10 protein-coding genes are annotated in these 13526 nt (G+C 64.7%); 5 read left to right on the top strand and 5 right to left on the bottom strand.

The annotated features are described in order from the left end of the window. The first annotated feature begins 57 nt into the window (after positions 1 to 57). Both ACK2SD_RS03335 and ACK2SD_RS03330 read left to right on the top strand, forming a co-directional pair. Entirely contained in the window at positions 58 to 2967 is a 2910-nt protein-coding gene (locus ACK2SD_RS03335) for an ATP-binding protein (protein ID WP_412461338.1), read from the top strand. A gap of 31 nt (positions 2968 to 2998) precedes the next feature. Beyond that, entirely contained in the window at positions 2999 to 3646 is a 648-nt protein-coding gene (locus ACK2SD_RS03330; RefSeq protein WP_412461337.1) for a response regulator, read from the top strand. Here ACK2SD_RS03330 and ACK2SD_RS03325 read toward each other — a convergent pair whose 3' ends face one another. The 5 genes from ACK2SD_RS03325 to ACK2SD_RS03305 all read right to left on the bottom strand — a co-directional run bounded on the left by ACK2SD_RS03325 (position 3647) and on the right by ACK2SD_RS03305 (position 8632). After that, positions 3647 to 4132, bottom strand: a complete 486-nt coding sequence (locus ACK2SD_RS03325) for a fimbrial protein (RefSeq protein WP_412461336.1) — start codon at positions 4130 to 4132, stop codon at positions 3647 to 3649. Next, positions 4129 to 4599, bottom strand: coding sequence for a fimbrial protein (locus tag ACK2SD_RS03320; RefSeq protein ID WP_412461335.1), 471 nt, complete (start codon positions 4597 to 4599; stop codon positions 4129 to 4131). The genes ACK2SD_RS03325 and ACK2SD_RS03320 overlap by 4 nt, the downstream gene beginning before the upstream one ends. A 73-nt stretch (positions 4600 to 4672) precedes the next feature. After that, positions 4673 to 7279, bottom strand: coding sequence for a fimbria/pilus outer membrane usher protein (locus tag ACK2SD_RS03315; protein WP_412461334.1), 2607 nt, complete (start codon positions 7277 to 7279; stop codon positions 4673 to 4675). A gap of 27 nt (positions 7280 to 7306) precedes the next feature. Then, positions 7307 to 8005 (bottom strand): molecular chaperone, encoded by a 699-nt coding sequence (locus ACK2SD_RS03310; RefSeq protein ID WP_116889422.1) that lies wholly within the window; start codon positions 8003 to 8005, stop codon positions 7307 to 7309. Between the two features lie 51 nt (positions 8006 to 8056). Further along, the gene (locus ACK2SD_RS03305) at positions 8057 to 8632 is read right to left on the bottom strand and encodes a fimbrial protein (protein ID WP_412461333.1); all 576 of its coding nucleotides are present in this window, start codon (positions 8630 to 8632) and stop codon (positions 8057 to 8059) included. A gap of 533 nt (positions 8633 to 9165) precedes the next feature. Between ACK2SD_RS03305 and ACK2SD_RS03300 the strand changes: the two genes are divergently transcribed. The 3 genes from ACK2SD_RS03300 to ACK2SD_RS03290 all read left to right on the top strand — a co-directional run bounded on the left by ACK2SD_RS03300 (position 9166) and on the right by ACK2SD_RS03290 (position 13515). Beyond that, the gene (locus ACK2SD_RS03300) at positions 9166 to 9858 is read left to right on the top strand and encodes a response regulator transcription factor (protein ID WP_116889424.1); all 693 of its coding nucleotides are present in this window, start codon (positions 9166 to 9168) and stop codon (positions 9856 to 9858) included. Then, positions 9858 to 11195 carry a histidine kinase sensor domain-containing protein gene (locus ACK2SD_RS03295; protein ID WP_412461332.1) on the top strand — a complete coding sequence of 446 codons (1338 nt, stop codon included), beginning with the start codon at positions 9858 to 9860 and terminating at the stop codon, positions 11193 to 11195. Before ACK2SD_RS03300 ends, ACK2SD_RS03295 begins: the two co-directional genes overlap by 1 nt. Before the next feature lie 82 nt (positions 11196 to 11277). After that, a complete protein-coding gene (locus tag ACK2SD_RS03290) occupies positions 11278 to 13515 on the top strand; it encodes a TonB-dependent siderophore receptor (RefSeq protein ID WP_412461331.1) in 2238 nt (745 codons plus the stop codon). Positions 13516 to 13526: the final 11 nt, after the last annotated feature.

Genomic DNA, 13526 nt, shown 5'->3' with positions numbered 1-13526 from the left:
TCGAAACGGGCGCACCTGTGTGCACCTTTCCACCCTATTTCTGGCCGAGTGCGAAACATGAAACATGCCAGCCTGCGCCTGGACAAACTGGCGCTGAGCTCCGAACGCCTGAACAAGGCCCTTTTGCTGCTGACCGGTCTGCTGCTGGTGATGTCGAGCACCTGCTATTGGGCCGTCACCCGACTGCTCGAAGCCGAGCAGCAACGCGTCGAATTCCATTTCGCCCGTGTGCTGGAAATCATCCATGAACACGAGACGTTCCTGCGCAACGTCGCCACCGGGTACCGCAGCAGCACGCAAGGCCCGCTGCGCTCGGTGCAGTCGGTCACGGTCATGCAGACGACGCCCATCGGTGAACAGGTGATGCTCAAGGCCAGAGGCTTCGAGCTGTCGATGCCCTTCTCACTGGCCCATGGCGCCGGTTTCAGCAAAGACGACGAGAACCGCGCATTGGCCCTCGGTGTGCAGATGACCGACTACTACGGCGGCTTCTGGGCCAGCTCGTTCTATGCCTCACCGCAACTGTTCGTGCTGACCCCGGACGGCGATGCCAGCCTGGCCATCCCGGCCACGGACGATCCGCGCCAGCACCTGCCCTTGCCGCCGGAAGAATACGCCACCGTGGTCGGCCGACTCGAACGCCTGCGCACCGCCCAGAACCTGCTCACCGATCACCGCGTGCGCTGGGTCCGGGCGCCGCTGCGGCTGTACCAGGATCGGCCCAGCATCGTGGCGATGATCGGCCTGCACGCCGCTGGCGCGCTGCTTCCGGCCGGCAAGGGGCAAGGTCTGCTGACCCTCGCCGCGGTGGTGGATACGGCCCAGGTGGACGAGTTCGAGCGGGTGTTGCGCCTGTCGGTGTACAACCAGTTCACCCTGGTCTCGCCCGAAGGCGAAGTGGTGCTGGGCGCACTGGGTGCCGACGATCCGGCGCCCCAGGGCCTGAGCTTCAACCGCCACGGCCTGCGCTTCAAGATGGTCGCGCCCCACGGCGATCGCTGGACCGGGTTGTACGCCATCACCTACCAGGACTTCCTGCGCTACGCCAAGTGGCCCTTGCTGGGACTCATGCTGACGGTCATCGCTGCCATCCTGGTGGGCATGTGGATCAACCACTGGTACAAATCGCGCATCGTCGTCCCGGCGCAACGCGCCCAGGATCGCCTGTTCGAGAACCAGGCGTTCAACCGCATCATGCTGCACAACGCGCCCGTCGGGCTGTGCGTGATGCGGCGCAGCGATCACCAGGTGCTGCTGGACAACCAGCGCGCCGTGCAACTGGGTGCGACGCCCGCGCTCACGCAATTGCTCGAAGGCTACGACGGCGACCAGGCGCCCGGCGAAATGTGCCTGCTGGTGGAAGGTCGCTACCTGCAGGTGGTGTTCGTCGCCACCCGTTATGAAGGCCAGGATGTGTTCCTCTGCGGGTGCAACGACATCACTCGCCATGTGGACGAAACCCTGATGCTCAACCAGGCGCACCGCCGCGCCACCGCCGCCAACGAAGCCAAGACCGTGTTCCTCGCGACCATGAGCCATGAGATCCGCACACCGCTGTACGGCGTGCTGGGTAACCTGGAACTGCTCTCGCTCACCGAGATGAGCGAGCGTCAGCGCCACTATCTGGAAATCATCCAGGGCTCCTCCACGGTGCTGTTTCAACTCATCAGCAACGTGCTGGACGTGTCGAAGATCGAGTCTGGCCAGATGCCGCTCGAAGAGGCCCCGTTCGCGCCGGTGCAACTGGTCGAGGACGCGGTGGTCGCCTTTACCGCGACCGCCCGCAACAAGGGCCTGGACATCGAATCGGAAATCGACCCGCAGGTGCCTGCGCAGATCCTGGGCGACGCCGGGCGGGTGCGACAGATCCTGCACAACCTGCTGGGCAATGCCATCAAGTTCACCGACTCGGGCCGCGTACGCCTGCGCTTGAGCGTTGTGCAGCGCACCGAAACTGAAGTCTCGTTGCAGTGGCAGGTGACCGATACCGGTGTCGGCATCCCGGAAAAAGCCCTGGAGCAATTGTTCCGCCCCTTCTACCAAGTGGCGGCGGGCCAGGATGGCAATGGCGCCGGCCTGGGGCTGTCGATCTGCAAGCGCCTGAGCGAACTCATGGGCGGCAGTATGCGCGTGGTCAGCGAGCCTGGCCTGGGCAGCAGTTTCTCCCTGCTGATCACGCTGCCGGTGGTCGATGCGCCACCGGCGATGGCCCCAACCTCGCTGGTGCCGTCGTGCCTGGACGCACCCTGCCTGAACGTGCGCGTACTGGTGGCCGAGGACAATCCGGTGAGCCAGGCAGTGCTGCGCGAGCAACTCGAGGCGCTCGGCGCGCACCCGACCGTGGCACGCGACGGCCAGCACGCCTTGCAACTGTGGAACACCCAACCGTTCGACCTGGTCATCACCGACATCAACATGCCGCGGCTCAATGGTTACGAACTGGCGCAAGCCCTGCGCCAGCAGGGTGTGGACGTGCCGATCATCGGCGTCACCGCCAACGCCCTGCGCGAAGAGGGCCAGCGCTGCCTGGCCATGGGCATGAGTGCCTGGGTGGTCAAGCCCTTGAGCCTGGGCATGCTGCGTCAGGCATTGATGTCGCATTGCCGCAAAGCCAACGGCCTGCCCGCTCCTGCACTGAAACCTGCCTGCACCCCGCAGACCGACCGCGAAGGCTGGATCGAGTTGTCGCCGGCCATGCGCGAGCTGATGGCGCAGACCTTGCTCGCGGACATCGCGCAGATCGAACAGGGCCTGGTGGACATGGACGCCCTGGCCGTACGTCAGCGCCTGCACAGCCTCAGCGGTGCGCTGGCGAGCGTGCATGCGCAAACCCTGCATGCGCTAGGCCACGAGCTGGAGAACGCCCTGCACGAAGGTCCGATGACCACCGCCATCGTCCAGCGCATCAGGGCCTTGTGCACACGCCTGGCTGCGGTAGCCCAGTGCCTGAACGAAGAACCCCGCTGATGCCCATCGAACCTCTCAAGAGAGCCCACACATGACTGAATTGAATGTCGTCATTGCCGACGACCATCCCATCGTTCTGCTGGGCGTGCGCGAAATCGTCCAACGCGACGGACGCTACACCGTGGTGGGCGAGGCGGTCAGTTCCAGCGAACTGATCGAGCAACTGCGCACGCATCGCCCGCAATTGCTGATCACCGATTTCAACATGCCGGGCGACGCCACCTACGGCGATGGGCTGAAACTCATCGAGTACGTGCTGCGCAATTTCCCGCAGACGCAGGTCCTGGTGCTGACCATGATTTCCAACAGCCTGATCCTGTCACGCCTGCAAGAGCTGGGCGTGGCCGGCGTGATCCAGAAGAACCACCTGCATCAGGAGATCGAGAAAGCCTTGACGGCCCTGAGCAGACGGCGTCCCTACCAGAGCCCCAGCGCCGAGGCCCGCTCGGTCATGGGCAGCAGCGGTCAGGTGGGCGATCGTTTCGAGAGTCTGTCGCCGCGCGAGCTGGAAGTGCTGCGCCTGTTCGTGACCGGCATGACCGTCAGCGACATTGCTCGCCAACTGTGCCGCAGCAACAAGACCGTCAGTGCACAGAAAGTCTCGGCCATGCGCAAGCTGGAGGTCGACAGCGACCAAGCGCTGTTGACCTACTGCATCGAGGCCCGGCAGTTCCACTGATTAAAGATAGATAATCTGCATCAGCAGCGTGGCGGTGAACGTGCCGGCTTCGGGCAGCGTCTCCAGTGCCACGGGTTTGACCCGCAGCGAAACCACCAGCGGCGTTTCTCCCACCGTCCACAGATGCGGCTGACCCAAGACCAGTCTCGGCTGACTGCCTTCGCCGATCAGGCGTAACCCAAGCCCAGGTCGATTGGTCAGCAGTGTGACTTCGTCGAAACGACCCGACGCGGCTGTCAAGGCCAGGCTCACACGGCTGCCTATCCGGCAGTCGAACGACAGCGGGACCTCGGTCACCGGCACCGTATCGTCCTTGAGCTGATTGATATTGGCGCTGCCGAGCTCGACTTCCATCGAGGTGTTGAACTGTAGGCGGCAGGCCGGTTCGATCAACCGTCCATTGACGTCCAGTTGCACCGTGCTGGCGGGCTGCGCGAGTGCAACCGTGCTCCACAGCGCCAGGATCAGGATTAACAAAGCATTCATAGGTAATTGATCGTCATGACCAGCGCGGACGTGAACTGTCCGGGCGCCAACGTGCCCTGCTGGACCAGCTTGGCCTTGAGCCCCAAGCCCACGGTCCCGGACAGATTGCTGTAGCTTTTGAGCGTACCCTGCAGGTTGGCCGTCGAGTTGTCGTTGGCCCACAGCAGCGATACCCCCAGATTGTTCGCCGACGTTTTGGCGACCGTTGCGCTGTAGGTGCCTAGCGTGGCGGCGAAGCCGACAGTCAACGAAGAGCCGCTCGGGCAACTGAGCTGGATGTTCAAGCTCTGTGGCTCGGCCTCGGCCACTTGATCGGTTCGCACGTCCCCGAAGCTGGCGGTCAGTGCGTTGCCGCTGCTCAAGGTGCACGGCGGGCGAGTCAGGGTTCCGCTGACGGTGATATTGACCACGTCGGCGGCTTGCGCACTGGCGCTCATCAAGGCCAGCACAAGAACGATGAATTTCATGAAGACTCCTCAAGGACCGATGGCCCAGCAGCACAACGTGTCGAGGCCAACAGAAGGCGGGGGATGACGGTGTTCATGGGTGGGTGTCCTGACTGTTCGAAGCCGCTACCCGCTGGCAACGCACGTCCATCTGCAGGATGCCGGTCGAAGACTCTTGCGTGCCGAGCGCCAGCGCGCTGCTGCACCAGAGCGTGCCGCCCACGCTGATCTGCAAACGCGCCCGATCCGGCACACCGGCCAGGAACGCCCGGCCGTTGTCGGCCACCAGGGTGCTGACCAGCGAAGTACCGTCCTCGCTCAGCAGCTCGGCATTGGCGGCGAAAGGTGCCGGAGTGCCCTGCTCGTCGAGAATGCGAAACAGGATGCGCTGCCCGCTGCGTGTGTCGAACTTCGCCACCACGAAGGCGCCACGGTTGGGGATCACCTCCTGCACCAACTGCTCGATATCGACGTTCTGGGCAATGGTCTGGCTGTCGAGCGAGATCCGGTTCTTGCGATAAGGCATGGCCGAGGGCATCACCGCATAGCCGTTGTCGTTGGTGCGAATGCCGCGCTTGTTGGTGATCGACACCTGGCCGGCATCGGGCGCAGCGACGATGACATTGGTTTCGCTCAGCGGCTGGCTGAGCATGATCTGGTCGGCATAGGCCACCACCGACCCGTCCAGGCCCAGGTCGAGCTGCTGGTTGTTGCCGGTTTGGGTGTACCCCCCACGCAGCACGCCCTTGGCGCCCTCGTACTGGGCTGACAGCGATCCACCCTGCTGGCTCTGGCCGGCGCTGGCCTGGCGTGATACCCCCACGCCATAGGTCAGCGCATCATCGTCCAGGGCATTGCCACTGAGGGTTGCCATCTGCCCGTTTACACCGCCGCTGGCGTGGTGGGTGCTGGCCGAGACGCGGCTGCTGCTGCCCGGCCCGCCCAGCGGCAGGCTCACGCTCAGGGTCAGGTTACGGTCGGTGGTCTGGCCTTGATTGAGGCCCACCGCCACGGAGTAAGAAACGTTGCCGACTCCGAAGTTGTAACCCAATTGCAGGCTGGTATCGGCGGTCGCGCGATCCCAGTAGGCCGACTTCGATACGTTGGCGTACAGGCTGCCGAAACGGCCGATCTGCTGGGACACGTTGGCGCTGAAATTGCTCTTCAGGTGCCCCGTTCGATAGGCCGCGATACCCAGATCGTCGACGGCAGCAGTGAACGGACCCTCGAGCACATCGCGGCGGCTGTTCAGTGCCTCGGTGAATGAGTAATAGCCACCCGTGGAGTAGCGATAGCCCACCAAGCTGAAATTGGTATCGGTCAGGGCCACCGACTTGGAATAGCGAAAGCGATACGACTGACCGCTACGGGTGGCTTTCTCGGGGCCGATGTCGCTGCTGCGGGCGTGGGTGACGTCCAGCGAGACCGCACCGAATCCTGCAAAATCATGGGCCACGCCGAGCAGGCCGGCGCTGTACCTTTCGCTGAACAAGCCGCCGCCGAACACCGTGGTGCCGCCACGCAGGCCATGGCGGCCGGTCAGTTGGCCAAAGGTCGGCGCTTCGCCACCCGCCTCGGACAAAGCCCCCCGGTAGCGGCCCGCGTACAGCGCGTAGGTGGTCTGCTTCTCGCGCAGCATGTAGGGCACCGAGGAGAACGACTGGGTGTACACCTGGACCTGGCCATCGGCGCCCTCGACCGTCACCTCCAGGTCGCCATTGCTGGCTGTGGAGTAGAGGTCGGAGATCGCGAACGGCCCGGACGGCACCCACTGCTCCTTGATGACGTAGCCACGCTGGCGAATGATCACCCGCGAGCGCCCGTTGGCGATGCCACGCACCACCGGGGCGAACTGACGGGCGTCATCGGGCAGCATGTCCAGGTCCGAGGCGATGCCCAGGCCGCGATAGGGCAAGGCATCGAACAGGTCACCCTCGGTGGTCGCATCGCCCAGTGTGGCGATGGCCATGAGGTTGCCCATATCGCGCTGGACGTAGCTTTCCAGAGACTGCCACTGCCCCGGCGTGCCGCTGCCTCGGCGAAAGGTAGAGAAATTGCGCAGCCGCCAGGCACCGGCATTGACCCCACTGCGCAAACTGGCGAACTGATCCTGGCGCCGCGCGCCGTCCGAATTCACGCTGCTGTGCGAGATCGAGTAGCTGGTGAACGCAGCCGTCTCCCCAGTGCTCCACTGCCGACGACGGACATCGAAAGGGATTTCACCGAGATAGGCCTGGGGAATCTGCACATCCAGTGCTTGCTGGTTGAAATCGTAGTCGTAGGTCACCCCCGCCAGCCCTTGGTCGAAGGCGATACAGGTCGGATCGGCATCCGCGCGCTTGGCCAGCGCTTCGCTGGAAACCCCTTGGGCTCGGAAGAAATCGCTGTCCAGGCAAGGAAACAGGCCGGTCGCCGATTGCTCGGGCTGCGTGCTGCGAATGAAACGGATGTCCTGCTTGCCGACGTGACGCTGATTGACCGAGACATCGACCCGATAGCTGCCCGGCAACTGGCCTTCGCTGATCGCACTGATCTGCTGCTTCAACTGGTCCGAGCCCTGCCCGCCACCGATCTCCAGAAAGGTCGGATCGAACTCGAAGCCTGCGTGCGCCGGGCTCAGGTGCAGGGTCAGAAGCACGGCCAACGGGCAGCCGAACCCCTTCACCGCGCCAAGGCGCGTGAGGGCGGAGGAAGTGTGCATAGGCGTTCCTGGAGCGGCGAGGCGTGATTAGTTCAAGGTGACGGGCGCCACGCTGACACTGGTGCCGTAATCGTCGATGTAGCTGAGCGAGATACGATCTGCGCTGCGCACCTTGACCGGCAGCACGCGGTGTTCGCCAGGGCGCAGGACATCGATGGGCGAATCCAGCGTGTGGTCGTTGACCTTGAGCTCGCTGACCACCACGTGAAACTTGGAAGGATTGTCCACCGTCAGGTTGCCACCGGCAGCGCTCCAGGCCAGCGAGGCCACGGCGTCCTTGGCCGAGCCGGTCAGCCCGGCGGGACGGTAGAACAGCTTGATGGTGGTCTTGAGCGCGATCTGCAGCACGTTCTTGTCGCGCTGATCGTCACGCATGGCGGGGATGGCCTTGACGTTCATCAGGAACAGGCTTTCTCGGTCCTGGGGCACGTTGGCGCCACCGGCAAAAATCACCCGCAGGATGTTTTCCTTGTTGGCGTCGAGACGGAACAGCGGTGGTGTGACGATGAAACTGTCCAGGCTGGCATCGTTCGCCGCGCCGTAGCCGCTGACCCACGATTGCACCAGATAGGGCGAATCGTCTTCGCGGTTGCTGACCGTCAGGTTCGCTTCGTTCTGCTTGCCGTCGTAGATCAGCCGGGTGGCGCCCACGGTCACAGCGGCTTGCGACGCCCCAGCGAACAGCAGGGACAGCCAGGCCAGGTGGGTGAGAACACGTTTACGCATGGGTGAACCTCGGGAATCGAGAGCCATGCCAGGCACGGCCCTCGCAGGGGCTTACTTGTAGGTGACGTCGAAGGTGGCCAGGGCATTGACCTGACCGGTGCCGATACCGGACGTGGTGACCTTATTCGACCCTTCACCGGTGGTGGTGTCGAGCGCGGTGCGCACGTAGGAGGCGACGAAGTCGAAGGTGTTGGACTGGTTACGCAGGGCGTAGTCTTCGGTGGCAGTGTTCAGCGACACTTTCGAGCCGGTGCGCGCGTCGTCGATCTGGATGGCGATGCCTTTGACCTGGTTCTCGCCGCTCAGGCCCAGCAAGGTGTTGTCCTGTGCGTCGGGCTGGCCGCTGAACTTGATCTCCACGTTGTTGCGGGTCTGCAGGCTGCAGTTGTCCAGCGTCAGCGAGAACTGCTTGGGCTTGGCCTTGGCGCCCACGGTGTTGGCGAAGTCGGCGATGCGCACCGGATCGAGGTTGACCGACTTGGTGACGTCGCTGGTGTTGATGGTGCAGGCGTTGTCGGTGACCGAGCCGGTGAAGATGATCTGGCCGCCGTCGGCGAACGACGCCGAGCTGGCCAGCAGGCAGCAGGTGCCGAAGGCCAGGCTGAGTTTTTTCACAGAGTTATGCATTGCAATGCCCTTTACGTTGAAGGATGACTGCCTGCCACTTCCGGTAGGCCAGTGCATGGTGCATTGCGCTGCGCGCACGAGACATTAGACGAATCTTAAACGCGCCTGGACGCGCTTTGGCTCGGCAGCAACTGGGCGTCACTGGGAACACAAAGCCTGCATGGAGACCACTGCCCGGCTCAATTGCCAGCCTTCTGCACGGCGCTTTGTGGGAGCGGCCTTGCGTCGCGATTGGACCGCAGAGCGGTCCCGGCAATGGCAGCGGCGAAGCTGAAAACCTGGGACCGCTGCGCGGTCCGATCGCGACGCAAGGCCGCTCCCACGAGATCGTGCAGCCCTCCGGAAGTTGAGCAAGACCGCTGGTCGGTGCTCGGTGCTCGGTGCTCGGTGCTCGGTGAAAGACAGTTGGCTCCCACAGGGGCCTGAACTGCGTTCTGGGGTACAACAACCTGCTATCACTCGGCCATTGCCCTGGCACCTCTCAAGTGGGATCATTCGCAACTGCACCTGATTCCCATCCAAGGCTGACCCTCGTGCCCGTCCAGCTCCTGCTCGCCGAAGACGACCCCCACCTGCGCCACGACCTGCAGCAGCATTTCCAGCGCCGCCAGTTCAGCGTGCAGGCCTGTGCCAATGGCACCGAGGCACTGAAGGCGCTGGCCTCGGGTCGGTACGACCTGATCCTGCTGGACATCCTGCTGCCCGGCATCGACGGCCTGAGCCTGCTCGACGAACTGCGTCGTGGCCAGGCCGTGCCGGTGATGCTGATGTCGGCCCTGGGCGCCGAGCAGGACCGCATCAGCGGCTTCACCCGTGGCGCCGACGATTACCTGCCCAAGCCGTTCAGCCTCGCCGAACTGGATGCGCGGGTCGACGCCCTGCTGCGCCGCGTCGCCCTCGACCGACACCCACCTGTCGCGTTCACTGAAGGCGCGCTGTGCTTCGATCCGCTCGACCAGGATGTCACTCACCACGGCCTGCGGGCCGGGCTGACCGGCTCGGAGTTTCGCCTGCTGAGCACCCTCAAGGCACATGCAGGCGAGGCGCTGAGCAAACCGTTTCTGTACCAGAGCGTGCTGCACCGCCCCTACATGCGCCTGGATCGCGGCCTGGACGTGCACGTGTGCAACCTGCGCCGCAAACTGGCAGCCATCGGTGCCGGGCATTTGCAGATCCAGGCCGTGCGCGGCCAGGGCTACGTGCTGATCGACATGGCCCACGCCTGATGCGCCGCCATCCGCTGCTGTGGAAACTGGCGCTGCTGCAGGTGTGCTTTTGCCTGCTGCTGACCTGGCTTCTATGGACCTGGGGCCTGTCGGTGGAGCGCAGCACCTACTTTCTCGCCCCAGCCGAACGTGACTACCTGGCGCACTTTGCCGAACAGGCCGAGCAGGCCTGGCAACGCGATGGCGCCCAGGGCGTGGAGCAGTACCGGCGCGCGCTGCAACGCCGCGAAGACACCTGGGTCGCCATCGTCGGCCCGCGCCTGCAAAGCCTGGGCAGCACGCCGCTGAGCGCCGAAGAAGCCAGTCGCCTGACCTTCATGCGCAAGCTCGACTGGCCCATGAGTCGGCGCCTGCAAGACGAGCTGCCCTACGTCAGCATCGCTTTTCCCACGCGGCCGCAGGACGGTCGTCTGGTCATCCAGTTGCCCGAGCACCTGCTGCCCACCGGCCTGACACCCTGGACCCACGTCATCACCCATGGCGTGGCGCCTGCGCTGCTGGCGTTGCTGCTCGGCCTGCTGCTGTACCGGCACCTGGTAGCGCCGCTCAACCGCCTGCGCGACCGCGCCGACGCCCTGCGCGCGGACAACCTGGACAGCCCCGGCCTGGCCCTGCACACCCGCCACGACGAGCTGGGCGAACTGGCGCAGGCCTTCGAGCACCTGGCCCTACGCCTGCGCCGCAGCCTCGATCAGCAGCGCCTGCTGCTGCGCACGCTATCCCATGAACTGCGCACCCCGCTGGCGCGCCTGCGGATCGCCCATGACAGCCCACTGCCCCCCGAGCAACTGCGCCAGCGCCTGACGCGGGAAGTGGACGACATGCAGAAACTGCTGGAGGACACCCTCGATCTGGCCTGGATGGACACCGAGCGGCCACAGGTGCCGACCGCGCCGGTGCAGGTGCTGTCGGTATGGGAGGCGCTGGTGCAGGACGCCTGCTTCGAAAGCGGCTGGGCGGCCGAGCGCCTGCCCTGCACGCTGGGGCCTGACTGCGTGGTGCAGGCGCACCTGGACAGCCTGGCCCAGGCCTTGGAAAACCTGCTGCGCAACGCCATCCGCCACTCACCGCTGGGCGGCCGGGTGTGCCTCGACGGCTGGCGCGAGGGCGAACACTGGCACCTGTGCCTGCGCGACCAGGGCAGCGGGGTGCCGGACGACGCGCTGGAACGCATCTTCCAGCCCTACCAGCGCCTGCCCGACAGCGGCAGCGGCTTCGGCCTGGGCCTGGCCATCGCGCGCAGTGCCGTCGAGCTGCAGGGCGGTACGTTGTGGGCCAGCAACGGCCACCCAGGGTTGGTCCAGCATCTGCGGCTGCCGGCCGCGACAAGTGTTTAGAAAGTTAATGCGCTTTACTCTCAAATAGGAGTAATTACCATCTGTGATCTCTTGAATTCAGCCCGCCGTGCCGGAGATCCCAATGTCGCCCCGCTCGCTCAGTCCCGCCCCTTTCCTGCTGCTCTCCAGTTACCTGCTGGCCAGTGCGGTGCACGCCGCCACACCGCCTGGGGGAAGCGAACCGATCGAACTGGAGACCCAGACCGTCGTCGCCACCGCGCTGGAGGAAACCAAGCAGGCGCCGGGGGTCTCGGTGATCACCGCCGAGGACCTGAAGAAACGCCCGCCGGCCAATGACCTGTCGCAGATCATCCGCACCATGCCCGGCGTCAACCTCACCGGTAACTCCACCAGCGGTCAACGCGGCAACAACCGCCAGATCGACATCCGTGGCATGGGTCCGGAAAACACCCTGATCCTGGTCGATGGCAAGCCGGTGGCCAGCCGCAACGCCGTGCGCTATGGCTGGCGCGGCGAGCGCGACACCCGTGGCGACAGCAACTGGGTGCCGGCCGACCAGGTCGAGCGCATCGAGGTGATTCGCGGCCCGGCCGCTGCGCGCTACGGCTCCGGTGCCATGGGCGGGGTCATCAACATCATCACCAAGCAGCCGGGCGAGCAGACCCACGGCAACATGACCGTGTATCAGAACTTCCCGCAGCACGGCGAGGAAGGCGCCAGCAAGCGCGTCAGTTTCGGCCTCAACGGCCCGCTGACCGACGCCCTCAGCTACCGGGTGTACGGCAACGTGGCCAAGACCGATGCCGACGACTGGGACATCAACGAAGGCCACCAGTCCACGCGCAGCGGCAACCAGGTCGGCACCCTGCCTGCCGGTCGGGAAGGCGTGCGCAACAAGGACGTCAATGGCCTGCTGAGCTGGAAACTCGACCCTCGGCAGACGCTGGACCTGGAAGCCGGCTTCAGCCGCCAGGGCAATATCTACAGCGGCGACACCCAGAACACCAACTCCAATGCCACGGTCAAGCGCCTGCTCGGCCACGAAACCAACCTGATGTACCGCGAAAACTACGCCCTCACCCATCGCGGCGACTGGGACTTCGGCACCAGCATGGCCTATCTGCAATATGCCAAGACCCGCAACAGCCGCATCAACGAAGGGTTGGCCGGCGGCACCGAAGGCATTTTCAGCAACGCCGACATGTCTACCTCGACCCTGCGCGGCCTCACCGCCCACGGCGAGCTGAACCTGCCGCTGCACGCCTGGCGCGACCAGACCCTGACCCTGGGCAGCGAATGGAGCCAGCAGAAGCTCGACGACCCCAGCTCCAACACCCAGAGCACCAGCGAAGGCGGCAGCGTCGCGGGCCTGGCCAGCAGCGGCCGCAGCACCACTTCGCAGGCGCAGATCTTCTCGCTGTTCGCCGAGGACAACATCGAACTGCAACCGGGCACCATGCTCACCCCGGCCCTGCGCCTGGACCATCACAGCGTGGTCGGCGACAACTGGAGCCCGTCGCTGAACCTGTCCCACGCGCTCACCGATGAACTGACGCTCAAGGCTGGCATCGCCCGCGCCTACAAAGCGCCGAACCTGTACCAGCTCAACCCCGACTACCTGCTCTACAGCCGTGGCCAGGGCTGCTACGGCCAGAGCACCAGTTGCTACCTGCAAGGCAACGACAAGCTCGAAGCCGAAACCAGCGTCAACAAGGAACTGGGCATCGAGTTCCAGCGCGACGGCCTGGTGGCCGGCATCACCTACTTCCGCAACGACTACAAGAACAAGATCGACTCCGGTCTGGGTCGCATCGGCAGCGCCAGCGGCGGCACCGGCAGCTACGCCAATGCCGCGATCTACCAGTGGGAGAACATTCCCAAGGCGCTGGTCGAGGGTCTGGAAGGCACGCTGACCCTGCCACTGACCGAGCAGTTGAAGTGGACTAACAACTTCACCTACATGCTCCAGTCGAAGAACAAGGAAACCGGCGACACCCTCTCGGTGACCCCGGCCTACACCCTCAATTCGATGCTCGACTGGCAGGCCAGCGACGACCTGTCGCTGCAACTGAGCGTGGCCTGGTACGGCAAGCAGAAGCCGAAGAAATTCGACTACCACGGCGACCGCGTGACCGGCTCGTCCAACGACCAGGTGGCGCCCTATGCGCTGGTCGGCGCCAGCGGCACCTACGCGATCACGAAGCACCTGAGCCTGACCGCCGGCATCGACAACCTGTTCGACAAACGCCTGTTCCGCGCCGGCAACGCCCAGGGTGTGAACAACATCGACGGCGCCGGGGCTGCCACTTACAACGAACCCGGCCGCACCCTGTACACCAGCCTCACCGCCTCGTTCTGAGGCCGGTCGCC

The organism is Pseudomonas sp. SC11, assembly GCF_047039205.1.
Lineage (GTDB): Bacteria > Pseudomonadota > Gammaproteobacteria > Pseudomonadales > Pseudomonadaceae > Aquipseudomonas > Aquipseudomonas boreofloridensis.
Note: the sequence above shows the minus strand (reverse complement) of the source record. Positions and strands in the feature narration are given on the sequence as shown.

Bases quoted from the DNA above. Each gene is read 5' to 3' on its own strand.
- ACK2SD_RS03325 (WP_412461336.1), bottom strand. From the start codon at position 4,132: ATGAATGCTTTGTTAATCCTGATCCTGGCGCTGTGGAGCACGGTTGCA.
- ACK2SD_RS03295 (WP_412461332.1), top strand. From the start codon at position 9,858: ATGCGCCGCCATCCGCTGCTGTGGAAACTGGCGCTGCTGCAGGTGTGC.
- ACK2SD_RS03315 (WP_412461334.1), bottom strand. From the start codon at position 7,279: ATGCACACTTCCTCCGCCCTCACGCGCCTTGGCGCGGTGAAGGGGTTC.
- ACK2SD_RS03335 (WP_412461338.1), top strand. From the start codon at position 58: ATGAAACATGCCAGCCTGCGCCTGGACAAACTGGCGCTGAGCTCCGAA.
- ACK2SD_RS03290 (WP_412461331.1), top strand. From the start codon at position 11,278: ATGTCGCCCCGCTCGCTCAGTCCCGCCCCTTTCCTGCTGCTCTCCAGT.
- ACK2SD_RS03330 (WP_412461337.1), top strand. From the start codon at position 2,999: ATGACTGAATTGAATGTCGTCATTGCCGACGACCATCCCATCGTTCTG.
- ACK2SD_RS03305 (WP_412461333.1), bottom strand. From the start codon at position 8,632: ATGCATAACTCTGTGAAAAAACTCAGCCTGGCCTTCGGCACCTGCTGC.
- ACK2SD_RS03310 (WP_116889422.1), bottom strand. From the start codon at position 8,005: ATGCGTAAACGTGTTCTCACCCACCTGGCCTGGCTGTCCCTGCTGTTC.
- ACK2SD_RS03320 (WP_412461335.1), bottom strand. From the start codon at position 4,599: ATGAAATTCATCGTTCTTGTGCTGGCCTTGATGAGCGCCAGTGCGCAA.